This is a genomic window from Nocardioides sp. BP30, assembly GCF_029873215.1.
Classification (GTDB): Bacteria; Actinomycetota; Actinomycetes; order Propionibacteriales; family Nocardioidaceae; genus Nocardioides.
This window is the reverse complement of the sequence record NZ_CP123620.1, coordinates 1,552,894-1,575,324: the sequence shown is the minus strand read 5'-3', so window position 1 is coordinate 1,575,324 and position 22,431 is coordinate 1,552,894. Positions and strand designations below refer to the sequence as shown.

At 71.6% G+C, this 22,431-nt stretch carries 20 protein-coding genes; 11 read left to right on the top strand and 9 right to left on the bottom strand.

The genetic code is table 11. From position 1 onward, the window contains the following. The first annotated feature begins 25 nt into the window (after positions 1 to 25). Positions 26 to 352, top strand: a complete 327-nt coding sequence (locus P5P86_RS07375; protein WP_280610673.1) for a hypothetical protein — start codon at positions 26 to 28, stop codon at positions 350 to 352. 25 nt (positions 353 to 377) lie between these two features. Here the strand turns inward: P5P86_RS07375 and P5P86_RS07370 are convergent, their stop codons facing one another. After that, positions 378 to 935 (bottom strand): TetR family transcriptional regulator, encoded by a 558-nt coding sequence (locus tag P5P86_RS07370; protein WP_280610672.1) that lies wholly within the window; start codon positions 933 to 935, stop codon positions 378 to 380. Between the two features lie 110 nt (positions 936 to 1,045). On the opposite strand from P5P86_RS07370, the gene P5P86_RS07365 reads away from it, so the two are divergent. The 4 genes from P5P86_RS07365 to P5P86_RS07350 are packed head-to-tail and all read left to right on the top strand — an operon-like array spanning position 1,046 to position 4,110. Continuing rightward, a complete protein-coding gene (locus tag P5P86_RS07365; protein ID WP_280610671.1) occupies positions 1,046 to 1,657 on the top strand; it encodes a biotin transporter BioY in 612 nt (203 codons plus the stop codon). Further along, positions 1,650 to 2,342, top strand: a complete 693-nt coding sequence (locus P5P86_RS07360; protein WP_280610670.1) for an energy-coupling factor ABC transporter ATP-binding protein — start codon at positions 1,650 to 1,652, stop codon at positions 2,340 to 2,342. The genes P5P86_RS07365 and P5P86_RS07360 overlap by 8 nt, the downstream gene beginning before the upstream one ends. Continuing rightward, positions 2,339 to 2,920 (top strand): CbiQ family ECF transporter T component, encoded by a 582-nt coding sequence (locus P5P86_RS07355; RefSeq protein WP_280610669.1) that lies wholly within the window; start codon positions 2,339 to 2,341, stop codon positions 2,918 to 2,920. Before P5P86_RS07360 ends, P5P86_RS07355 begins: the two co-directional genes overlap by 4 nt. Before the next feature lie 29 nt (positions 2,921 to 2,949). Next, positions 2,950 to 4,110: a GGDEF domain-containing protein gene (locus P5P86_RS07350; RefSeq protein ID WP_280610668.1), complete on the top strand. Its 1,161-nt coding sequence runs from the start codon at positions 2,950 to 2,952 to the stop codon at positions 4,108 to 4,110. A 104-nt stretch (positions 4,111 to 4,214) separates the two neighbouring features. Here P5P86_RS07350 and P5P86_RS07345 read toward each other — a convergent pair whose 3' ends face one another. Then, a complete protein-coding gene (locus tag P5P86_RS07345) occupies positions 4,215 to 5,636 on the bottom strand; it encodes an amidase (RefSeq protein ID WP_280610666.1) in 1,422 nt (473 codons plus the stop codon). 22 nt (positions 5,637 to 5,658) lie between these two features. Between P5P86_RS07345 and P5P86_RS07340 the strand changes: the two genes are divergently transcribed. Then, positions 5,659 to 6,354, top strand: coding sequence for a M23 family metallopeptidase (locus P5P86_RS07340; RefSeq protein ID WP_280610665.1), 696 nt, complete (start codon positions 5,659 to 5,661; stop codon positions 6,352 to 6,354). A gap of 219 nt (positions 6,355 to 6,573) precedes the next feature. Then, positions 6,574 to 10,335, top strand: a complete 3,762-nt coding sequence (locus tag P5P86_RS07335; protein WP_280610664.1) for a TIM-barrel domain-containing protein — start codon at positions 6,574 to 6,576, stop codon at positions 10,333 to 10,335. A gap of 81 nt (positions 10,336 to 10,416) precedes the next feature. Here the strand turns inward: P5P86_RS07335 and P5P86_RS07330 are convergent, their stop codons facing one another. Then, positions 10,417 to 11,523, bottom strand: coding sequence for an ROK family transcriptional regulator (locus P5P86_RS07330; protein WP_280610663.1), 1,107 nt, complete (start codon positions 11,521 to 11,523; stop codon positions 10,417 to 10,419). A 181-nt stretch (positions 11,524 to 11,704) separates the two neighbouring features. Between P5P86_RS07330 and P5P86_RS07325 the strand changes: the two genes are divergently transcribed. From P5P86_RS07325 to P5P86_RS07315, 3 genes are all read left to right on the top strand, one after another. Then, complete coding sequence (locus P5P86_RS07325; protein ID WP_280610662.1) at positions 11,705 to 12,343, top strand: dihydrofolate reductase family protein; 639 nt, start codon at positions 11,705 to 11,707, stop codon at positions 12,341 to 12,343. A 61-nt stretch (positions 12,344 to 12,404) separates the two neighbouring features. Then, the gene (locus P5P86_RS07320) at positions 12,405 to 13,985 is read left to right on the top strand and encodes a Na+/H+ antiporter (RefSeq protein ID WP_280610661.1); all 1,581 of its coding nucleotides are present in this window, start codon (positions 12,405 to 12,407) and stop codon (positions 13,983 to 13,985) included. A gap of 131 nt (positions 13,986 to 14,116) precedes the next feature. Next, positions 14,117 to 15,178: a hypothetical protein gene (locus P5P86_RS07315; protein ID WP_280610660.1), complete on the top strand. Its 1,062-nt coding sequence runs from the start codon at positions 14,117 to 14,119 to the stop codon at positions 15,176 to 15,178. Positions 15,179 to 15,198: 20 nt separating this feature from the next. Here P5P86_RS07315 and P5P86_RS07310 read toward each other — a convergent pair whose 3' ends face one another. The 6 genes from P5P86_RS07310 to P5P86_RS07285 all read right to left on the bottom strand — a co-directional run bounded on the left by P5P86_RS07310 (position 15,199) and on the right by P5P86_RS07285 (position 21,567). Continuing rightward, the gene (locus P5P86_RS07310; protein ID WP_280610659.1) at positions 15,199 to 15,771 is read right to left on the bottom strand and encodes a GNAT family N-acetyltransferase; all 573 of its coding nucleotides are present in this window, start codon (positions 15,769 to 15,771) and stop codon (positions 15,199 to 15,201) included. 35 nt (positions 15,772 to 15,806) lie between these two features. Continuing rightward, positions 15,807 to 17,375 (bottom strand): citramalate synthase, encoded by a 1,569-nt coding sequence (gene cimA / locus P5P86_RS07305; protein WP_280610658.1) that lies wholly within the window; start codon positions 17,373 to 17,375, stop codon positions 15,807 to 15,809. Positions 17,376 to 17,701: 326 nt separating this feature from the next. Next, on the bottom strand, positions 17,702 to 19,264 hold the full coding sequence (locus P5P86_RS07300) for a protein kinase domain-containing protein (RefSeq protein ID WP_280610657.1): 1,563 nt from the start codon (positions 19,262 to 19,264) through the stop codon (positions 17,702 to 17,704). A gap of 30 nt (positions 19,265 to 19,294) precedes the next feature. Beyond that, complete coding sequence (locus P5P86_RS07295) at positions 19,295 to 20,371, bottom strand: branched-chain amino acid aminotransferase (RefSeq protein ID WP_280610656.1); 1,077 nt, start codon at positions 20,369 to 20,371, stop codon at positions 19,295 to 19,297. A gap of 13 nt (positions 20,372 to 20,384) precedes the next feature. Beyond that, the gene (locus P5P86_RS07290; protein WP_280610654.1) at positions 20,385 to 21,431 is read right to left on the bottom strand and encodes a 3-isopropylmalate dehydrogenase; all 1,047 of its coding nucleotides are present in this window, start codon (positions 21,429 to 21,431) and stop codon (positions 20,385 to 20,387) included. A 10-nt stretch (positions 21,432 to 21,441) separates the two neighbouring features. Beyond that, the gene (locus tag P5P86_RS07285) at positions 21,442 to 21,567 is read right to left on the bottom strand and encodes a hypothetical protein (protein WP_280610653.1); all 126 of its coding nucleotides are present in this window, start codon (positions 21,565 to 21,567) and stop codon (positions 21,442 to 21,444) included. 294 nt (positions 21,568 to 21,861) lie between these two features. Between P5P86_RS07285 and P5P86_RS07280 the strand changes: the two genes are divergently transcribed. Then, positions 21,862 to 22,431 (top strand): O-methyltransferase, encoded by a 570-nt coding sequence (locus P5P86_RS07280; RefSeq protein ID WP_280610652.1) that lies wholly within the window; start codon positions 21,862 to 21,864, stop codon positions 22,429 to 22,431.

Here is a 22,431-nt window from a genome sequence, read left to right as displayed (position 1 = left end):
CCGCGCCCGCCCTACGATGCGGCGGGTGCCTCACTTCCACGTCAGCTCCAGCCTCAACCGATCCTCGATCGAGGCATTCGGTCTCGACTGGACCCGGATGTCTGTCGCACGCGGGATCGCCGGATCCGTCGCCCCCGAGGTCGAGGGCTGCTTCCTGGCCACCGACGAGTGGGAGGCCGAGTACTTCCTCGAGATGAACAACACCGGCGGCCCTGTCGACCTGTGGGGTGTCGATGGTGTCGACCCAGCGGCTCTGGTCAGCGCCGACACGGGCTACCTCTTCCTGCCCGCCACGATTCCGCGGGCGCAGCTGAGGCTGCTTCGTACGGACGTGCCACCGCTGCACCGCTGACGGCCCTGACACAGCCGCCGCCCCCTCAGGACGCGGCCGCGGCCCTGACCACCTGGATGCCCGCGATCACGATGCCCAGCCCCGTGCCGAAGTCGTCGTCGTCGCGCGGGTCGTCGTCGATCGCACCGGCCGCGGCCGCCTGCAGGTGGGTCTGCTCGTCGACGGCGTGCCCGTAGACGTAGTGCAGCAGGGTGCGCACCGCTGTGGGGGTCAGCCCACCGATGTCACCCTCGGCCAGCGCCGCCTCCAGGAGCACTGCCGGCTCGCGTGCGCCGAGGCCGAAGGAGTGCACGGTCGCGACCAGCTCGGCACCGTCGCGATAGGCCAGGAGCTGGTCGCGGAGCACGGTGCAGATCGCACCGACCCGCTCCACCCAGGGCCCCGCCACCGGCCACGCGGCCCGACGGAGCAGCTCGTCGGCCATCGCCGCCAGCAGCGTCTGCTTGTTGGCGAAGTGGTGGTAGAGGGCCGATGGCTGGACGCCGAGCTCGGTCCCGAGCCGGCGCATGGTGAGGTCGGCCAGCCCGTAGACGTCCAGCGTGTCGAGCGCGCGCGCCACGATCTCCTCGCGCCGATACCGCATCACACCTCCGAACCGATCACGTGATGGACGCCGGTTGCCCGAGCGGCCCGCGCCACCCTAACCTGAACGCCGTTAACCTGAACATCGTTCAGTCCAGCCCAGGAGACCCCATGAACGCCGCCACCGCAGAGACCGGCACCGACGTGACCGACCGCCGCCCGCGCCGCCTCAGCACCACCGATCTGGCTCTCGTGGCCAGCTTCACCGCGCTGATCGCCGTCTGCTCCTATGCCGCCGCGATCCCCGTCGGAGGCGCCGGCGTGCCGATCACGCTGCAGACCTTCGCCGTCCTGTTGACGGGGCTCGTGCTCGGCCCCTGGCGCGGGTTCCTGGCGGTGGGCCTCTACTTCCTGATCGGGCTGGCCGGTCTGCCCGTCTTCGCCGAGCACAGCTCCGGCGCCTCGGCGTTCACCGGTGCCTCCGCCGGCTACCTCTACACCTTCGCCCTGGCCGCCGTCGCCGCCGGCGCCCTGGTGCAGTACGTCCTGCCGAGCCAGCGCACCCGGGCGGTCTTCCTCTTCCTCGCCGCCCTGGTCGCCACCGTCGTCAACCACCTCGGCGGGATCGTGGGTCTGCGGATCGTGCTGGACCTCAGCTGGCACAAGGCGGCGAGCATCGACGCGGCGTACTGGGTGGGCGACATCGTCAAGGCAGCCATCGCCGCGATCGTCGCGGCGGAGGTCCACCGCGCCTTCCCGGCGCTGCTCGCCCGCCGTGGCTGAGCGACGCGCTGAGGTCGTCATCGACGCGGCGGAGGTCCGCGCCCCCGACGGTCGGGTCATCCTGCACCCGGTCACCCTGCGCCTGAGCGAGCGACGGGTCGGCATCATCGGTCCCAACGGATCGGGCAAGTCGACGCTCGCCCGGCTGCTCAACGGGCTGGTCAGTCCCAGCTCCGGCCGGATCCTGGTCGACGGTGTCGACGTCGCTCGCAACGGAGCCGCCGTCCGCCGCCGGGTCGGCTTCTGCTTCACCGATCCCTCGGCTCAGGTGGTCATGCCGACCTGCATCGAGGACGTCGAGCTCTCGCTGCGCAAACGCATCAAGGACCGCGTACGCCGTCGCGAGGCGGCGATGCGGATCCTGACCCGGTACGGGCTCGCCGATCGGGCCGATGTCAGCGTGCACGCCCTCTCCGGCGGTCAGCGCCAGCTGCTGGCGCTGGCCGGCGTCCTCGCGGTCGAGCCCGACCTGCTGATCGCCGACGAGCCGACCACCCTGCTCGACCTGCGTAACACCCGGTTGGTGGCCGACACGCTGTTCGGGCTGGAGCAGCAGCTGATCCTGCTCACCCACGACCTGGACCTCGTCCGTCGCTGTGACCGGGTCCTGCTGGTGGAGGAGGGCCGGATCGCCTTCGACGGCCCGGCACAGGCGGCTGTCGCTCACTACGAGGCGACCGTATGACGCCCGACTCGTGGGCGACGCGGCTACCGGTGGGCGCCAAGGTGATGACCCTGCTGGCGCTCAGCATCGTGACCGTGGCGCTGCACGGCGTCAGGTCCGCGGCGGCGCTGCTCGCGGTGGTCCTCGTGCTCGCGGTGACGACGCGGTTGCCGGCCCGGACGCTGCTGCGCACGCTGCGCGGCGTCGTGCTCTTCGCGGCGGTGGTGGCGGCGCTGCAGTGGTGGTGGATCGGTCCCGCACGGGCGGTGGAGTCCCTGCTCGACCTGACCACGCTGGCCGTGCTCGGCGTGCTGCTGACGGCGACCACCCCGGTCGGGGACATGCTGGAGGCGTTCGTGCGCTGGGCCGGGCCGCTACACCGCGTCGGCGTGGATCCGGAGCGGGTCGGCCTGGTGATCAGCATGGCGGTCGAGGCGATCCCCGGGACGATCGCGTTGGCACACGAGACCCGCGACGCGGCCCGTACGCGCGGACTCGAGCGCAGTCCGCGGGCGCTGCTGACGCCCTTCGTGATCCGTGTCGTCGCTCACGCTCACGAGAAAGGTGCAGCACTCCAGGCGCGAGGTATCGGAGACTAGGCTCGACGGCCCGCACCGAGGGAGGACCCGTGGACATCGACACGCTGCGGATCACGTTCAGCGTGATCGCCGGTGTCCTGGTCGTCCTCTTCTACGTCGGCGCCTACCTCCCCACCCGGGCTCCGTTCTCGGGCTGGTGGACGCTGGCGCTGCTGCTGTTCCTGCTCAGCTCGGCCGCCTACCTGGCCAACGGCACCGCGGCCCAGGCGGCGCTCAACCCCCTCGGCAACGGGCTCGCCGTCGCCGGGGCCGAGGCGGCCTGGTACGGCGCCCGCTCGCTGCGCACCCAGCCGTGGCGTTGGGAATGGCTGGTGCCCGGGCCCCTGCTCGCGCTGCTCGCCGGCGTGCTGGACGACCCCGGCCACGACGTCTGGGCGGGCGGCCTGACCTTCCTCGTCCTCATCACCGCGGCGTTCGGCGCCATCACCCGCGAGCTCGTCCTCGCCGCCTTCCACCCCGATCGGCCGGCCCGGACGCTGTCGGTCTCCGACGTCCTGATCCGAGCCCTCGCGCTCGCCTCGGTGATCCTCACGCTGTTCTACGCCGGGCGCGCACTGGCCTTCGTGGCCGAGGGACCCGACAGCGAGCTGTTCAGGCAGACCTTCGGGTCGGTGCCCACCACGGTGCTGCTGGTGGTGCAGCTGGTGACCGTCTCCTTCAGCATGTCAGCACTGAGCACCCAGCAGCAGATCGACGACCTGCATCGGCGGGCCGTCTTCGACCAGCTCACCGGCTTGATGCGCGCCCAGGAGTTCCGCGACCGCGCCGCGGTGGCACTGCCCCGCCTCACCCGGGGTGGCGAGGTGACCATCCTGGCGATGGCCGATCTCGATCACTTCAAGCTGGTCAACGACGAGCTCGGCCACGCGGCGGGCGACGACGTCCTGCGCGCCTTCGGCTGGTCGGCGCGCACCGTCCTGGGCCAGCAGGCGCTCTGCGGTCGCCTCGGCGGCGAGGAGTTCGCGCTGCTCTTCACCTCGACGAGCCGCGACTACGCCGAGGGCCTGCTGCACACCCTGGTCGCGGAGTTCCAGCACACCGTCCAGCTCGCTGACGGCCGGGTGCCGACCGTCAGCATCGGCATGGTCGAGGCCGGCGAGGCCGAACCGTTGACCAGCGTCCTGGAGCGCGCCGACAAGGCGCTGTACCGGGCCAAGTCCGAGGGCCGGTCGCGGGTCGTGCGGGCCTGAGTGCTGCCGGTTGTTGGGGTAGTCCGGGGCGGAAATCAGGGGTTACCGACCGGTAGGGCTGATTTGCGCCCCGGACTACCCCGACAATGGCCACGACCGCAGCCTCACCAGATCGCCGGGTGCCGATCCGCCCACGGCGCAGCCGCCTCGACCTGGGCAGCCAGCGAGAGCAGCAGCTCCTCCTCGCCGGGTCGGGCCGCGAGCATTACCCCGACCGGCAGACCCGAAGAGGTCCAGTGCAGCGGCAGCGAGACGGCCGGCATGCCGGTGACGTTCCAGGCGCTGGTCCACGGGGTGAACCGCTTCTGGGCCTCGAAGTCACGGCTGGGGTCCTCGTCGTCGCGCAGCTCGCCGACCAGCGGGGGCGGCGTCGCCAGGGTCGGGGTGAGGACCGCGTCGTACGGCGCCAGCGCCTCCAACGCCCCGGCCGCGAACCGGCGCATCTCGCCGATCGCGAGACCGAACGCCGGACCCGACACCGCCTCACCCCGCTCGGCCAGCCAGCGGGTCAACGGCCGGATCAGCAACCGCTGATCGGGCGACAACGGGGTGACCGAGAGCGCCGTGAGCACCGCCCAGCAGGTCTCGAAGGCGGGGACCGCCTCCCGTGGCAACGGCACCGGGACGTCCTCGACCACGTGGCCCAGGTCCTCCAGCAGCCGCGAGGCGCCGTCGTAGGCCTCCAGACACTCCGGATGGACGGCCGCCTCGGTGATCACCGGTTCGACGAAGCGCGCGATCCGCAGCCGTCCGGGCAGCCGGTCGCACGCCTCCAGGAACGATTCGGCCGGTGGGGGCGCCCAGAACGGGTCGCCCGTCCGCCGCCCGGCCAGCACGTCGAGGAACGCCGCCGCATAGCGCACCGTCCGCGCCAGCGAACCGGAGGTCGACAGGCCCACGGGGTCGCCGTACACCGGAGCGGCGGAGATCCGGCCGCGGGTGGGCTTGAGACCCACCAGCCCGCAGCAGGAGGCGGGGATCCGGATGGAGCCGCCGCCGTCGGAGCCGTGCGCCACCGGAACCAACCCGGCGGCGACGGCGGCCGCCGCTCCCCCGCTGGATCCGCCGGCGATGTGCCGACGGTCCCACGGCGTGACAGCGGGCGGGGCGACGTCGGGCTCGGTGTAGCAGGGGCTGCCGAACTCCGGCGTGTTCGTCTTGCCGAGGCTGATCATGCCGGCGGCCTCGATCGAGATCGCGACGTTGTCCGAGACCTCCGGGACGTGATCGGCGAAGGCCGCCGACCCGAACATCGTGCGCACGCCCCGGGTCTGGTTCAGGTCCTTGATCGCTGTCGGGACGCCCCACAGCGGGCTCGCGCCGACCGGCCGGATCGCCAGCTCTCGCGCACAGGTCGAGATGTGCTCCTGGGCGAGCGTGACGAAGGCGCCGAGCGGTTCAGCGGATCCGGTGTCGAGCCGGTCGATCCGGTCCAGATAGTGCTCGGCGAGCTCAGCCGGCGACACCTCGCAGCGCCGGATCAGCTCGCCCTGCTCCAGGGCGGTCAGGTCGTGCAGCTCGGTCACCTCTGCAGCCTAGGGTGATCGGGTGCTGCGCACCACGCTTGCTGCCCTGGTCCTGGCCGGGCTCGCGCTCGGCGCGGGCGGCTGCGGTTCGGGCGGCCCGCTCGTGGCCCCCACCCGTACGGCGACGAGCGCCGCACCGCCGGTCACACCAGCGGTCACCCCGCCGGTCACCCCGCCTGTCGCGACGGTGACCCCCACGGCGACGGCCCACCGGGAGACCGACCCGGACCCGCGCTGGCGCTTCTACACCGCCGACCACCGGTGGTACACCTCGCCGTGGTTCGTCGGCTCGCACCGGATCATGATCGGCTTCGGCTGCAACGGCTCACCCTGGTACGACCACGACCCGCGGTGCCCGGGCACCGAGGGCTTCCACCACGGCATCGACGTGGCGATGCCGTGCGGCACGCCGATCCGGGCCGGCCGTGCGGGCACGGTGCTTCCGACGTCGGCCCCCGGCGCTCCGGGTCCGGCGTACGGCGTGCATCCGCTGCGGCTGCGGATCATCGACTCCGCGGGAGCGTACGACGTGGTGATCGGCCATGCCCGGCGCCTCTTCGTGCGGCCCGGCGAGAGGGTGGCTGCCGGCCGGCGGATCGCGCTGGCCTCCGACTCGGGCGCGCCCGACGGCTGCCACCTGCACTTCGAGGTACGGCCGCCGGGCGGCTCGTACACCAGCGCCATCGACCCCGTCCGCTGGCTGGACCTCACCGGCTGACGGCCCGCCCGGCGGCGTCCGGCATTGTCAGAAAGCCGCCGTTTTGTCGAAGTATTGACAGAACTTCGGCCGATATCCGAAAGTGATGGCCGTCACGCCGTGGCGGCGGCCTCGGCCGATCCCGCGCCGCACCGATCCTGCACGACCGGGTGCCAGAGCCGCGATCGCGTGACGCCCACCGAGCCCCCGCTCGGATCGATCCCTCTGATAGGAGCATGAGTGCGCACAGGACCACGATGGGGCCGGAGGGTGGTGGCAGCGCTGGGCGCAGCCACCATCGTCGCCTCGGTCATCGACGTCAGCAGCATGCCGGCGCAGGCCGCCCCGGCCGCACCCGACAGCTACACCTCGGGCAACGCCCGCTTCGAGGTGCTCTCCCCCACCCTGATCCGCATGGAGTACGCCGGTGACGCGGCGTTCGACGACGACGCGACGTTCAACGCGATCGGGCGCGACTCCTTCACCCCGGTGCCCTTCACCCATCGGATCGCCGACGGCTGGCTGACCATCGACACCGGCGAGGCGACGCTGCGCTACAAGGTCGGCTCGGGCATGTTCAACGCGGACAACCTCAGCCTCAAGCTCAAGGTGGGCGACCAGACCGTCACCGCCCACCCCGTCGTTCCGACGTCGACCGCCGACTGCGTGGTCGGCGCCCTGTGCGAGGCAGAGAGCACCACCCTGACCGGTCTCGCCGTCGCCACCGACCACGCCGGCTTCACCGGCACCGGTTTCGTCGCCGGCTACGAGTCGGTGGGCAACGCCCTCACCTTCACCACGTCGGTTCCCTCGGACGGCAGCTACGACCTCGCCATGCGGTACGCGAACTCCCAGGGCGGGGACGGCAAGACGAAGACCCGCACGCTGAGCGTCGTCGTCGACGGCCAGGCACCCACGACGATCAGCCTCGACCCGGGTCAGAACTGGGGCGATTGGCGGATGGCGACGACAGCGCTCAACCTCACGGCCGGCACCCACACCATCAAGGTCGAGCGGTCCGCCGCCGACGACGGACAGGTGAACGTCGACAGTCTCGCCGTCGTACCGACCGGGGACGCCTACCCGGCCCCCGTCGACGCCTCCGCCGCCCAGGACTGCGCCTTCGGCACCGTCTGCGAGGGCGAGGACACCGGCAAGACCGGCACGGCCGCCGTCGCCAGCGACCACAACGGCTACTCCGGCACCGGCTTCGCGGCCGGGCTGTGGAGCAAGGGCGCCGCCCTCACCGCACACATCACCGACGTACCCGCCGACGGCGACTACGCGCTGCAGGTGCGGTACGCGAACGGCTTGGCGACCTCCCCGACGCTGACCCTCGGCGTCGGCGAACGCCAGAGCACCGGGACGCTGCCGCCGACCAGCGGCTGGGACTACTGGAACACCGTCTCGGTGCCGGTGCACCTGAGCGCCGGTGCGAACGACGTCAGCATCGGCTGCCCGACCGAGGCGAGCAACTGCAACGTCAACATCGACACCATCGCGGCCGTTCCGGCGGGCACCCCCTCGCTCGCCGTGCACGCTCCGCTGGGTGGCTATCGCCGCGACCTCGACACCGCCAACGGTGGCGTCCGTACCTACCCGGGCCTGCTGTACGCGGACGGCTGGTCGCTGCTCGACGACACCGCCTCGGCGCACTACGACACCGCGTCCCAGGCGGTCACCCCGCGCGGCGATCACGACGGCTCGGGCTACTTCGACGGCTACGTCTTCGCCTACGGCCACGACTACACCGGTGCGCTGCACGACCTCGCCACGTTGACCGGAGCCACGAAGCTCCTGCCGCGGTGGGCGTACGGCGTCTGGTACTCGGAGTACTACGACCGGACGCAGGACCAGTTCGCCTCGATCGCGCAGGAGTTCAAGGACAACGGCGTCCCGGTCGACGTGATGGCGATCGACACCGACTACAAGGACGCCGCGGTCAGCAACTGGAACGGCTGGGAGGTCGACACCAGCCGGTTCCCGAACCTCTCCTCGCTGCTCGCCGCCTGGCACGCCGAGGGCATCCACAACACCCTCAACGTCCACCCGACAATCTCGTCCACCGACCCGAAGTTCGCGGACGCGCAGGCGACCGCACAGGGCAACCTGACGCAGAGCGGAAGCTCGAACAACTACCTGTTCGACTGGTCCGACCCCCACCAGCTCAAGGCGTACTTCGACCTGCACGACTCCATCCAGCAGGACGGTGTCGACAGCTGGTGGCTCGACTGGTGCTGCAGCGAGAACTCCAAGTACTCCGCGAACGGCGTCACGCCCGACGCCTTCATCAACCAGCAGTACGCGGACTACACCGACGCCGCCATGGACGGCCGTGGCTTCGCGTTCTCCCGGGCGTACGGCTCCTTGACGGCGGGTGGCTACGGCAACCCGCAGCCCGTGGCGACCGGCCCGTGGGCCGACAAGCGCACGACGCTGCACTTCACCGGCGACACCACGTCGAGCTGGGACATGCTCAAGGAGGAGGTCGGCTACACGCCGGGCGAGTCGGCGAGCACCGGCAACGCCTCCATCAGTCACGACATCGGTGGCCACAACGGCGCTCAGTACGGCATCGCCGGGGCGGAGACCGGCTCGACCCAGCTGCCGCCCGACCTCTACGCCCGCTGGGTGCAGTTCGGTGCGTTCCAGCCGGTCGACCGGCTGCACAGCAACCACAGCGACCGGCTGCCGTGGCAGTACCCGGCCGCCGCCGACGCGTCGGCCACCAAGTTCCTCAACCTGCGCGAGGACCTCGTCCCGCTGACGTACACGCTCGCCGCCCAGGCGACGGCGACGGGCACGCCGATCGTCCGGCCGCTCTACCTGCAGTACCCGGACGCTGAGCAGGCCTACTCGCTGGCCGGCAACGAGTACCTGTACGGCCCGGACGTGCTGGTGGCGCCGGTGACCACGGAGGGCACGGGCTCGGTCGACACCCAGGTCTGGTTCCCGCCGGGTGACTCCTGGACGGACTGGTTCACCGGCAAGACCTACGCCGGCGGGACCACCGCCACCGTCACCACCGACCTGAACTCGATGCCGGTCTTCACCAGGTCCGGCGGCATCGTCACCACCCGCTCGCACCACGTGGCCAACGACGACAAGGGCCCGCTGGACGCGGTGACCGTCACCGTGGCCGGGGGCGCGAACGGGACCGGCAGCCTCTACGAGGACGACGACACCGCCGACACCACGAAGTCGGCGACCACCGCGCTGGACTACACCGAGGCGGGCGGCCAGTCGTCGCTGACGATCGGAGCCGCCCAGGGCAGCTTCGCCGGCCAGGTCACGAACCGTGCCTGGACCGTGGCGTTCACCAACGCCGAGAAGCCGACCTCGGTCTTCGTCGACGGAGTCAAGCAGCCGGCCGGCAGCTGGACGTACGACGCTGCCACCCGCACCGTGACGGCGCACGTCGCGTCGCGACCCGTCAGCCGGGCCACCACGGTGGCCTACCGCACGGCGGCAGCCGACCACGCCCCCACCGCCGGCAGCCTCAGCGCGCGGACGACCGTGGGCGATCCGGTCGCCATCACGCTGAAGGGCCACGACGCCGACGGAGACCAGCTCGGCTACAGCCACGCCCAGCCCGCGCACGGCACCGTGACCGGCACCGGCGACCGGCTGCGGTACACCGCCGCACCGACCTTCGTCGGCACCGACCGGTTCACCTACACCGTCAGCGACCCCTTCGGTCGGGCCGTCACCAGCACCGTGACCGTCACCGTCGGACGACAGCAGCCGACGCTGAAGGTCACCAGGCGTGCCCACGGCCGCACCACGCGGCTCAAGGTGAAGGCGCTGCTCCACGGTGGCGTGAGCGCCGACCGGGTGCCGGTCGTGGTCAAGGTCGGTGGCCACGTGGTCGCACGCGGGAAGCTCGACGGGGACCACGTCGTGCTCACGCTGCCCAAGCTGCCTGCCGGCAGGCACAAGGCCACCGTCACCCTCAAGCAGGGTCCGGTGTCGACAGCAGCACACGCGAAGGTGCGGATCTGATCGCCTGAGACGCACCGCAGCACCCGGGGCGGCCCGGTTCCCACGCGGGAGCCGGGCCGCCTTGCCGCGGAGCGGCATCCCTCAGGACGAGGGCGCGAGCGCTGCCGAACGGTCCTCGAAGCGCTGCGACTCGGTCAGCACCAGGGCCAGTGCTCCGACCATGGAGGCGCGATCGCCGAGGGAGGAGCGCACCACCGAGGTGGCGGGGCCGAACGGGATCTCCGCCAGCCGGTGCCGGATCGGCTCCAGCAGAAGGTCGCCGAGCTCGGCCAGCTCGCCGCCGATCACGATGGCCGAGGGGTTCAACAACAGCGCCACGCTCGAGAGGCCGGCCGCCAGCACCCGCGCCGCGTCGGCGACCGCAGCCAGGACCGCCGCCTCGCCACCGCGGGCACGCCGGACGAGATCCGCGATGTCGCCGACGGCAAGGCCATCGCCCTCGAGCCGGTGCAGCAGGCCCTCACCCCCGGCGTAGAGCTCCAGGCAGCCCCGCAGGCCGCACCAGCACTGGTCACCATCCAGGTTGACCGTCACGTGCCCGAGCTCGCCGGCGAAGCCCGCGCTGCCGCGGTGGAGGGAGCCGCCGATGACACTGCCCAGTCCCACCCGGCTGGCGAGCTTGACGTACACGAGGCTCGGCGCCCCTGCCAGCGACCCGAACGTCGACTCGCCCAGGGCGCCCGCGTTGGCGTCGTTCTCCACGGCGACAGGGATCCCCCACCGGTCGCCGACCGCCGAGGCCAGCGCCGCACTGTTCCAGCCGGGCAGCACACCGGGGACCATCAGCCGGCGATCGGTGTCCGTCACCGGTGCCGCGATGCTGATCGCGGCCCCCATGATCTGGTCGCGGTGAGCACCGGCCTCGTCCGTGGTCTGGTCGATGCACTCCAGGACGGTGGCCAGCCCCACCTCGGCATCGAGGCCGTGCGGGAGCGAGACCCACCGCTCGGCCAGCACCTGCCGGGCCAGGTCGCCCACCGCCACCGCGACGTGCCGCACCCCGATGTCGACGGCGATCGCCAGGCCGGCGGTCCGGTCGAGCGCGACCAGCGCCGAGGGCCGCCCGGTGCCGCCCGGCGTGGAGGTTCGACGCTCGCTGATCAACCCGACCGCGCTCAGCTGGGTGAGGAGGCTGGAGACGGTGGCGCGGGAGAGGCCGGTGGCCTCGGCCAACTCGGCTCGCGTCATCGCGCCACGCTGGCGGAGCGTCTCGATCACACTCGACCGGTTGGACTCGCGTATCGCCCCACTCGTCGTTCTCCTCACGAGCAGATCCTCGCCGACTCCGGCGCATGCCGCACGCATCCCCTGCACGCCGCAGACGCTGTGGCGGTAACGTGCCGCGAGGACACCACCTCGAGGAGTCGCCATGTCACGCACCCGGGTCCACAACTTCTCCGTCTCGCTCGACGGCTTCGGCACCGGCGAGGACCTCTCCCTCAAGGAGCCGTTCGGGCACGCCGGTCACCGGCTGCACGAGTGGCTGATGGCTACGCGGTCCTTCCACCGCATGCAGGGCGCCGAGGGCGGGTCCCTCGGCGTGGACCACGCCTTCGCCGACCAGCACGGCCCGGACATCGGTGCCGAGATCATGGGCGCGGGGAAGTTCGGACCGCCGGGATGGCAGGACGATCCGGACTGGACCGGCTGGTGGGGTCCGAACCCGCCGTTCCACACGCCGACGTTCGTGCTGACCCACCGGCCGCGCCCGTCGGTCGAGCTGGAGGGCGGCACCACCTTCCACTTCCTCGACGCGACACCCGCCGACGCGCTGGCGAGAGCACGCGAGGCCGCCCAGGGGCAGGACGTCCGGATCGGAGGCGGCCCGACAGTGGTGCGCGCGTTCCTCGCCGCCGGCCTGATCGACCAGCTGCACCTCGTGATCGTGCCGATCCTGCTCGGCCGCGGCGTCCGGCTGTGGGACGGTCTGGAGGGTCTCGAGCAGCGCTACAGCGTCGAGTCGGTGACCACGCCCAGCGGTGTCACCCACATGACCTTCACCCGCTGAGACCAGCCGGCGACGGCACCGGACGTAGCGCGCTCGCCCGGTCGGTCGCCAGGATGTGCACGTGCTTGGTCTCGAGATGGTCGTCCTGCTCGGCGTCGCCCTGGTCGCGTGCGGCGCACTGGCGCGCCGCTACCCGATCGCGCCGGCCCTGCTGCTGGTGCTCGTCGGGATCCTGGCGGGGTTCGTGCCGCACCTGCGACAGGCCCAGCTGCCGCCCGAGGCCGTGCTCCTCATCTTCTTGCCGGCGCTCCTGTACTGGGAGAGCCTGACCACCTCGCTGCGAGAGATCCGCAACAACCTGCGGGTCGTCGTCCTGACCAGCACCGCGCTCGTCGCGCTCACCGCCGCAGCCGTGGCAGCGACCGCGCACGGGCTCGGTCTGGAGTGGGGGCCGGCCTGGGTGCTGGGCGCGGCCCTGGCACCCACGGACGCGACGGCCGTCGGCGTGCTCGCCCACGACCTGCCGCGGCGTACGGTCACCGTGCTCCGTGCGGAGAGCCTGGTCAACGACGGCACAGCCCTCGTCCTCTACGGGCTCGCCGTCGGCGTCACCGTCGGCGAGGAGCACCTCACCGGCTTCCACGTCACCTGGCTGCTGCTGTGGTCGTACGGCGGCGGCGCGCTGACCGGCGCCCTGATCGGGCTCATCAGCTGGCAGGTGCGTCGCCGGATGGAGGACCCGATGCTGGAGAGCATCGCCATGCTGGTGACCCCGTTCGCTGCGTTCCTGCTGGCGGACGCGGTGCACGCCTCCGGCGTCCTGGGGGTGGTGCTCTGCGGCCTTTTCATGAGCCAGGTGACGCCGCGGATCACCGGTGCCCTCACCCGGCAGATCACCACTCCGTTCTGGGCGCTGTCCACCACGGTGCTCAGCAGCGCGCTGTTCGTGCTCGTCGGCATCTCGGCCCAGTCCGCCGTGCGCAACCTGAGCAGCACCAGCATGGCCCGGGCGCTCGTCGACGTCCTGCTCGTCACGGTCGTGGTGATCGCCGTCCGCTGGGCGTGGCTCTACACCACGCCGTACCTCATCCGGCTTCTCGATCGCCGCCCCATCCAGCGGACGCGGCGGGTCTCGGCACGACAGCGCACGGTGAGCGCGGTCGCCGGGTTCCGCGGCGCCGTGTCGCTGGCCGCCGTCATCGCCGTACCGCAGACCGTCGACTCCGGCGCCCCGTTCCCCGACCGCGACCTCATCGTGCTGATCGCCTGCGGCGTGATCGTGCTGACCCTGCTGCAGGCCCTGGCGCTGCCGGCCATCGTCCGGTTCGCCCGGCTGCCGGTCGACACGTCGGTCGCCGAGGAGCTCCAGTACGCCGACGAGTACACCCTCGATGCGGCGCTGGAGGCGCTCGACGACACGGCCAGGGAGCTCGGCAGCGGCGAGCGAGTGGTCGAGCGGGTCCGTCACGAGCTGGACAAGCAGCGCAAGCTGCTCGCGGCCGACGGCGGCGAAGGCGACCCGCTCGTCCAGCACGACGACCAGTACCGGAGCCTCTCGCTCGCCCTCCTCAGCCGGCGGCGCGATGCGCTGCTCGAGCTGCGCGACCAGCAGCGCATCGACGACATCGTGCTCCGGCGGGTGCAGGCCCGGCTGGATCAGGAGGAGGTGCGGTTCTTGCGGACCAACCTCCCGGAGGGCTGACCAGCCGGAGGCGGATGTCGCGTTTCGCGGACGCGCGGTCCGCTGCCGTGCGATCCTTCAGCAGCCCTCTCACCGGCCCGGCGGACGCATCCGCGCCCGCGCGGCCACTCCTCGGAAAGTGTTTCTCAACCATGCTGCCGTATCGGTCCTCAGCCCTGCTCGCGTCCGCCGCTCTCGTGCTCGGCGCCGCGTTCGTCCCCGCCAGCGCGTTCGCCGACGACACCACGCCGGATCCGACCCCGACCCCGACGCCGGCCCCCGCCTTCACCAACGCCGACCTCGTCGCGGCGCTGACCGCCGACGAGGCACCGACCGCTGCCGCGGCCAAGGCGGGCTGGGTCTCCCAGGGCAGCGTCAAGGACGACGGCTTCTCGACCGAGGGCTTCAAGGCCATCTACGCCGTCAACGCCGCTTCGGAGGACTACACCTCCGCGGGCAGCGCGGTGGAGGTCGAGCATTCGGGCACCTACTTCACCCTGAGCGTCCTGGGCCCGCGTCACAAGACCAAGCAGGCGCTCAAGGCGATCAGGAAGCCGCACGCGACCTGGGTCTTCATGCCGGAGAAGTCGCTGGACCTGCGTGACCTGCAGGGCGACAGCTCGATCGCCCACCTCGCCCCGGACGCGATGCTCAAGGGCATCGTCGACCCCACGCAGACGACGCTGACCGGCACCCCCACGACGACCACGGCTGCCGACGGCTCGACGACGTACGGCTTCTCCCAGACCGACCTGAGCGGTTCCGGGGACAGCGGCACGGAGACCGTGACGGTGAACCGCGGCGGCGTCGTGACCGCGTTCACCTACACCGACCCGTCCGACGCCGGCAGTGTCCACTACAGCTACGGCGCCCAGCACGTCACCCTGCCGGCAGCGAAGCGCACCGTCACGTTCAAGCAGTACCTCGAGGGGACGATCCTCGCCGACCTGCCGCGCGAGGTGAAGCAGAGCGCCACCTTCCTGGCGAAGCAGCTGACCCACGCGTACCGCAAGCACGGGGTCAAGGTGGCGACCGTCCGCTCGGTGGCCAAGAGGTTCGCGAAGTTCACGAACAGCATCGCGGGCGCGAAGATCTTCAGCACGGCACCGGTCAGCGGCGGCGTGCGGCTCACCGGTACCAACCACTTCACCCACAAGCACGTGTCCTACACGGTGAAGGTCTCGGGCAAGAGGGCCGTCGCCCACAAGGCCTGAGCGCCCACGACGGCGCCCCGTCACCTCGCCGAGGCGCGCCACTCCCGGTCGAGGATGGCGAAGTCGACCTCCGTGGACCACTCCCCCTTGAACCACTCGTTCTCCACCAGCACCGCCTCCTGCCGCATGCCGAGCCTGCTCAGCACCGCGGCGGAGGCGGGGTTGCGCTGGTCGATCCGGGCGGTGACGCGGTGGACCGCCAGCCCGTGCCGCGGGTCGAAGGCCAGGTCGAGCATGGCCCGACCCGCCTCGGTCGCGTAGCCACGGCCCTGGTGGTCGGGGTGGACGACGTAGCCGAGCTCGGCGTTGGTGCGGTCGTGCCACATCAGCAGGACGTCACCGATCATGTCGCCGGTGTCCTTGCGGACGATGGCCAGGTCCAGCGCCTGCCCGGGCTCGTCGATCGCCCACCGGACGCGCTCGAAGTCGGCCAGCCGCTCGGCGATCTCGTCGCGGGTCTGCGGCTCGAAGGGCACGTAGAGGCACACCTGCGGCAGCGACCGGTAGGCGTGCATCGCGTCGACGTCGCCGATCGGGTCGAGCGGGCGGAGCAGCAGTCGCTCGGTCTCGATCGGGTACGTCGGGGCGAGCACCCGGCCAGACTAGTGACCGGCGCCGCCGGCCTCCACTAGCGGCCCGCTGCCCGCCACAGGCCGAAGGTGAGACCGTCGACGAGCGCCTCCCACGAGGCCTCGATGACGTTCTCGCCGACGCCGACCGTGACCCACGAGGTCGCAGCGTCACTGGTCTCGATCAGGACCCGCGTCTTGGCGTCCGTGCCGTGGCCGTCGTCGAAGAGCCGCACCTTGTAGTCGATCAGCTCGAACTTCTCCACCACCGGGTAGGCCAGCACGATCGCGGCTCGCAGGGCCTGGTCCAGGGCGTTGACAGGGCCGTTGCCCTCCCGGGTCACGACGTAGCGCTCGCCGCCGGCGTGGAGCTTGACGGTCGCCTCGGTCGAGCCGTCGTCCTGGGAGAGCACGCGCCACGACTCGAGGTCGAAGTACGTCGGACGCTTGCCCTGCACCTCCTCCAGCAGCAGCAGCTCGAAGGAGGCGTCGGCGGCCTCGAAGGTGTAGCCGGCGGCCTCGCGCTCCTTGACCCGGTCGGTGATGCGCGTGACGAGCTCCCGGTCGCTGAGCTCGTAGCCCAGCTCCTTGCCCTTCAACTCGATGCTCGCGCGGCCGGCCATGTCCGAGACCAGCAGCCGCATGTCGTTGCCGACGCCGACCGGATCCATGTGCTGGTAGAGGTCGGGGTCGACCTTGATCGCGCTGGCGTGCAGACCGGCCTTGTGGGTGAAGGCGCTCGCACCGACGTACGGCTGGCGGGTCGCCGGCGGGAAGTTGGTCACCTCGGCGATCGCGTGCGCGGTGCGCGTCGCCTCCTGCAGCAGGCCTTCGGGCAGCACCTGGCGACCCAGCTTGAGCTGGAGGTTGGCGACCACCGCGATGAGGTCCGCGTTGCCCGTGCGCTCCCCGTAGCCGTTGATCGTGCCCTGGACGTGGGTCGCCCCCGCGTCCACCGCCGCGAGCGTGTTGGCCACGGCGCAGCCGGTGTCGTTGTGGCAGTGGATGCCGACGCGTACGCCGGTGGTCTCCACGACGTCGTGCACCACGTCCGCCAGCCAGCTCGGCAGCATCCCGCCGTTGGTGTCGCACAGCGCGATCACCTCGGCGCCGGCCTCGTAAGCGGTCCGGAGCACCTCGAACGCGTAGTCACGGTTGGCGCGGTAGCCGTCGAAGAAGTGCTCGGCGTCGAGGAAGACCCGCTGCCCCTCGGCGGTCAGGTGCGAGACCGTGTCGCGCACCATCGCGAGGTTCTCCTCCAGCGTGGTGCGCAGGGCGAGCTCGACGTGGCGGTCGTGGCTCTTGGCGACCAGGGTGACCACGCTCGCGCCGCTGTCACGCAGGGCAGCGATCATCGGGTCGTCGGCGGCCCGGACGCCGGCCCGGCGGGTGCTGCCGAAAGCCGCGAGGCGCGCGTGCTCGAGGGCCAGCTCGGTCTGCGCGCGCCGGAAGAACTCGGTGTCCTTCGGGTTGGCCCCGGGCCAACCGCCCTCGATGAAGCCGACCCCCAAGCCGTCCAGCTGGCGGGCGATGGCCAGCTTGTCCCCCACGGAGAGGTTGAGCCCCTCCTGCTGCGCGCCGTCGCGCAGGGTGGTGTCGTAGACATGGAACGAGCCCTGGAGATCCATCTGAGTCACTTCTGTCTGATCGGTTGTGCGGGCAACAAAAAAACCTCTCGGGAACGAGAGGTTGGCGCACCGTGTCCCCGCCGTCGGGGTCGCAGTGCGCTAGCGAATGATGATCGAGCTGATCGCCACGTCCGTCATCCTGCCATGTCGTCCGCGATGGTGTCAGGCGTCTCTCACGATGCGGGCCTCCGTCCCGGTCGAGTCGGGCCTCCGTCCCGGTCGAGTCGGGCCTCCGTCCCGGTCGAGTCGGGCCTCCGTCCCGGTCGAGTCGGGCCCACCGAGATCCTTCCCACCCCGACGCACGCCGGTCGCGGGCCGGACGTGCCTCAGAAGGCGCTGCCGAGCGGTGAGTCGTGCCAGGGCGTCCAGTCGGTCCCACCCGCGTGGAACCGGACTATCAGGTAGACGGCGACAGCGGCGAGGACCAGCATCGCCGCCGCCCAGCGCCGGGTGCTGCGCGACAGCGGGCCGAGCACCCGCCGTACCGGCCCCCGCACCCGGCTCCCGCCGGGGCCGCACGCGAGCATGGTCGCCAGCACCACGCCGCACACGTACAGGGTCACACCCCCGGGAGCGGCGACGGCGTAGCAGAGCAGTCCGGCGGCGAGCGCGAGGCCGGCGGCCCACAGCACGAGCACGACGGTGCTCGGCACCGAGCGGACGAGATGCCACGGCGTACCGATCACCAGGCGGGGACCGTCGTGCCACCGCGCGCCGCGCAGCTCGCGCCGCTCCCCGTGCACCGATCCGGCCAGCGACAGGCCTCGCAGCACCACCACCAGCGCGAGCATGATCACCGCCGTCGGGACCGGCGCGGTGGCCAGGCCGGCGCCGGAGAGCAGGGCGAGCGCCGCCCACAGACACGTACGCCGAAGCCGCGCGACCCCGCTCTCCTGAGCGGCCTCGACCAGGGTCGGCTCGGCGGCCGGCAGCGACCGGTCGTCCCACTCCTGCCGGGTCGGCGCGGCCCCCACGGCCAGGGGCGCCGTCTCCGCGACCGGCCGCGGCGCGGTGGCCGCCGACGCCGGCCTGGTCGTCGGTCCCGCGAAGCCCACGCCACCACCCGCAGCAGCAGGATCGACCGTGCCCAGTGTGTCGAAGATCGAGATCGTGGGATCGCGGAACCACGCCTGGAGCTGGGCGACCGTGGGCCGCCCCGCCGCATCGGGTGCGAGCGCGGCGTCCAGGACCGCCCGGACGCGTGGCTCGATGCCGGCCAGGTCGTGGTCCCCACGACGGGCCCTGTCCATGATGGCTGCGGACGGCCCCCGGCCGAAGGGCGGCCGACCGGTGGCGGCGAAGGCGACCGTGGCGGCCCACGAGTGCACGTCGGTGGCGGGCCGGGCGTCCTCCCCGCGCAGGATCTCCGGCGGCAGGTAGCCGGGGGTGCCCAGCAGCCAGCCGGTGTGGGTGATCCGCGGGTCGTCGGCGACGCGGGCGAGCCCGAAGTCGATCAGGACCGGCGTGCGGCCCTCCATGATGACGTTGGAGGGTTTGATGTCGCGGTGCAGCACCCCGCCGGCATGCACGGCTGCCACGGCATCGATCAGGCACCGTGCGAACCAGTCCAGGTCGCGCCCGCGGATCGGCCCCTCCTCGACGACCTCGTCATGCAGCGACCGGCCGGGGACATAGCGCATCACGACGTACGGGACCGGGCCCCAGGGGTCGGCGTCGAGGATCTCCGCCACCCAGCGCGAGCGGACCCGCTGCAGCGAGCCGACCTCGCGCGCCAACCGGCGGCGGCCCTCCTCGTCGCCCACGATCTGGGGGCGCAGCACCTTCAGCGCGACCCGCTGTCCCGACGGCTCGTGGCGGGCGAGATGGACGATGCCCATCCCGCCCTCTCCGAGCACGTGGAGCAGGGTGTAGTCACCGACGGAGCGCACGGCGCGAGATTACCGCCGCACGTCCCGGTCTCAGAGGATCCGGTGCATCCAGCCGAAGGAGTCCTCGGCCCGACCGAACTGCAGGTCGACCAGCGTGGTGCGCAGGTCGGCGGTCACGGGCCCGGCCGGGGTGGCGACCGAACCGCCGTCCCACACCAGCTCGCCGACCGGCGTGACGACGGCCGCGGTGCCGCAGGCGAAGATCTCGGTGATCTCGCCCGAGCCCACGCCGTTCTTCCACTCCTCGATGGCGACCTTGCGCTCCTCGACCTTGAGGCCGCGTGCAGCGGCCAGCTCCAGGATCGAGGCGCGGGTGATGCCCTCCAGGATCGTGCCCGTCTCCGGGGTCACCAGGCGGCCGTCGGCGTACACGAAGAAGATGTTCATCCCGCCGAGCTCCTCGATGTACCTCCCCTCGGAGGCATCGAGGAACACGACCTGGTCGCAGCCCTTCTCGTACGCCTCGGCCTGCGGGGCCAGCGACGAGGCGTAGTTGCCACCCGTCTTGGCCGCGCCCATGCCGCCGCGGCCGGCGCGGGTGAAGCTCTCCGAGAGCCACAGCCGCACGGGCTTGACGCCGCCCTTGAAGTACGCGCCGGCGGGCGAGGCGATCACCATGAAGGTCACGTGCTGGGCGGCGCGCACCCCCAGGAACGTCTCCGAGGCGAACATGAACGGCCGGATGTAGAGCGACTTCTCGTCGCCCTCGGTCGCTGTCGGCACCCACCGCTGGTCGATCTCCACCAGCGCGTCCACGGCGGCGACGAAGTCCTCGAGTGGGAGCTCGGGGAAGGCGAGGCGCCGGGAGGACCGCGCCATCCGGGCGGCGTTCTGCTCCGGGCGGAAGGACCAGACCGAGCCGTCGGCGTGGCGGTAGGCCTTCATCCCCTCGAAGGTCTCCTGCGCGTAGTGCAGGACGGCCGTCGCCGGGTCGAGGGCGATCGGGCCGTACGGCTCGATCCTCGCACCGTGCCAGCCCTGCTCGGGCGTCCACTCGACCACGAACATGTGGTCGGTGAAGTAGGTGCCGAAGCCGGGGTCGGCCAGGATCTCCGCCAGCCGCTCGTCGGAAACCGGAGTCGGGTTGCGGGTGGTGCTGATCTCCATGCGCGCGAGTCTCTCAGATCAGGGCAGCGATGGCGTCGCCGACCTCCGCGGTCGTGCGCGGCGCGGCGCCACGGGTCGACAGGTCCTCCAGGACGGCCCTGTCGATGGTGGCGGCCGCATCGGCGTGGCCGAGGTGGTCGAGGAGGAGCGACGCCGACAGGATCGCTGCGGTGGGGTCGGCCTTCTGCTGGCCGGCGATGTCGGGTGCCGAGCCGTGCACGGGCTCGAACATGGAGGGCGCGGTGCGGTCGGGGTTCACGTTGCCCGAGGCGGCCAGGCCGATGCCGCCCGTGATCGCGGCGGCGAGGTCGGTGATGATGTCGCCGAAGATGTTGTCGGTGACGATCACGTCGAAGCGGGCCGGGTCGGTCGCCATGAAGATCATCACGGCATCGATGTGGAGGTAGTCCACGGTGACGTCGGGGTATTCGGCGGCCACCTCCTGGGTCACGCGCCACCACAGCGAGCCGGCGTTGACCAGCACGTTGGTCTTGTGGACCAGGGTGAGCTTCTTGCGGCGGCGCTGGGCACGGTTGAAGGCGTCGCGGACGACCCGCTCCACGCCGTACGCCGTGTTGACACTGACCTCGGTGGCGACCTCGGCCGCCGTGCCGACGCGCATGGCGCCGCCCTGACCCGTGTAGAGCCCCTCGGTGCCCTCACGGACCACGACGAAGTCGATCTCGCCCTTGCCCAGCACTGCCTCGCTCAGCGGCGAGACGGCGCCCGGGAACAGCCTCGAGGGCCGCAGGTTGACGTAGTGGTCGAGCTCGAAGCGGAGCTTGAGCAGCAGACCGCGCTCCAGGATGCCCGGCGGGAGGTTCGGGTCGTTCGGCTTGCCGCCGACGGCGCCGAGCAGGATGGCGTCCTGCTCGCGGATCTCGTCCAGCACCGAGGTCGGCAGCACCTCGCCGGTGCGCAGGTAGCGCTCCGCGCCGAGGTCGTAGCGGGTCTGCTCGAACTTCACCGGCGAGGCGGCCTCGAGCACCTTCAGCGCCTCGGCCGTCACCTCCGGTCCGATGCCGTCGCCGGGGATCACTGCAAGCTTCAGGCTGGTCATGGGCAGAACACTAGTTGTCGTCGGGACGCGGGCCGTCGCTGTCCCGCCGATCGATCGCGGCCTGGATCGCATCGTGGCACTGCGGGTTGTCGGGGTCGTGCCGAGCGGGTCCCCACTCGATCAGCTGCTGGTTCATCGGCTCTTCTCCGGTCTCTCTGGAACGTGCTGTGGCGGAGAGGCCGGGGAATCTGTTCGGGCCACCGCGACGGGGTGGCCTCTCGATCAGCGAATGCTGGAAGCCCCGACGCGGCACATGGCTACGAGAGCCACGGCTACGACGGCCGTCATCGAGGCGAGGGCGGTGAACACGGGGTCGATGCTACGGGGCGAGGACGCGTCCGGGGAAGGGTTCGGCGCGACACGGCCGCGTCTTTTTCGTCAGCCGTCCGCCATCCAAGATGCTGGCCCGGGATGAGAGACTCTTGACCTTGTGAGCGCCCCACCAGAACTGCCGGAGATCGTCACGCGCGCGTTCGACGTCTCCCGCCGCGCCGGCTACGTCTCGTTCTGCCGCAACGAGACCGGCCGGCTGCTGGCGACGCTCGCCGCCACCCGGGACGGCACCATGGCCGAGTTCGGCACCGGCTGCGGCGTCGGCACGGCCTGGCTCCGCTCGGGCGTACGGCGCGACAGCGCTCGGATCGTGACCGCCGAGCTGGACCCCCGGCTGGCCAAGTTCGCCGGCGAGATCTTCGACGAGGATCCGCAGGTCGAGGTGCTCGCCGTCGACTGGGCCTCGCTGCGCGACAGGGGTCCGTTCTCGCTGCTCTTCCTCGACGCCGACATGCCCGGTGACATCACCGTCGACAACATCGTGGAGCTGATCGAGGAGGGCGGCATCGTCGTCCTCGACGACCTGCTCCCCTGCGAGCAGTGGCCCCCGCTCTCCTACGGCCGCGTGGACACGCTGCGCGAGCACTGGCTCACCGACGAGCGGTTCACCGCCGTCGAGGTCATGGTCGCCCCCGAGACGACGGTCCTCATCGCCACCCGCCGCTGA

What these genes read in the sequence shown, in the direction of transcription:
- P5P86_RS07370 (WP_280610672.1), bottom strand. Translation starts at nt 935, where the DNA reads ATGCGGTATCGGCGCGAGGAGATCGTGGCGCGCGCGCTCGACACGCTG.
- P5P86_RS07325 (WP_280610662.1), top strand. Translation starts at nt 11,705, where the DNA reads ATGTCACGCACCCGGGTCCACAACTTCTCCGTCTCGCTCGACGGCTTC.
- cimA (WP_280610658.1), bottom strand. Translation starts at nt 17,375, where the DNA reads ATGGATCTCCAGGGCTCGTTCCATGTCTACGACACCACCCTGCGCGAC.
- P5P86_RS07330 (WP_280610663.1), bottom strand. Translation starts at nt 11,523, where the DNA reads ATGACGCGAGCCGAGTTGGCCGAGGCCACCGGCCTCTCCCGCGCCACC.
- P5P86_RS07315 (WP_280610660.1), top strand. Translation starts at nt 14,117, where the DNA reads ATGCTGCCGTATCGGTCCTCAGCCCTGCTCGCGTCCGCCGCTCTCGTG.
- P5P86_RS07285 (WP_280610653.1), bottom strand. Translation starts at nt 21,567, where the DNA reads ATGAACCAGCAGCTGATCGAGTGGGGACCCGCTCGGCACGACCCCGAC.
- P5P86_RS07290 (WP_280610654.1), bottom strand. Translation starts at nt 21,431, where the DNA reads ATGACCAGCCTGAAGCTTGCAGTGATCCCCGGCGACGGCATCGGACCG.
- P5P86_RS07365 (WP_280610671.1), top strand. Translation starts at nt 1,046, where the DNA reads ATGAACGCCGCCACCGCAGAGACCGGCACCGACGTGACCGACCGCCGC.
- P5P86_RS07355 (WP_280610669.1), top strand. Translation starts at nt 2,339, where the DNA reads ATGACGCCCGACTCGTGGGCGACGCGGCTACCGGTGGGCGCCAAGGTG.
- P5P86_RS07295 (WP_280610656.1), bottom strand. Translation starts at nt 20,371, where the DNA reads ATGGAGATCAGCACCACCCGCAACCCGACTCCGGTTTCCGACGAGCGG.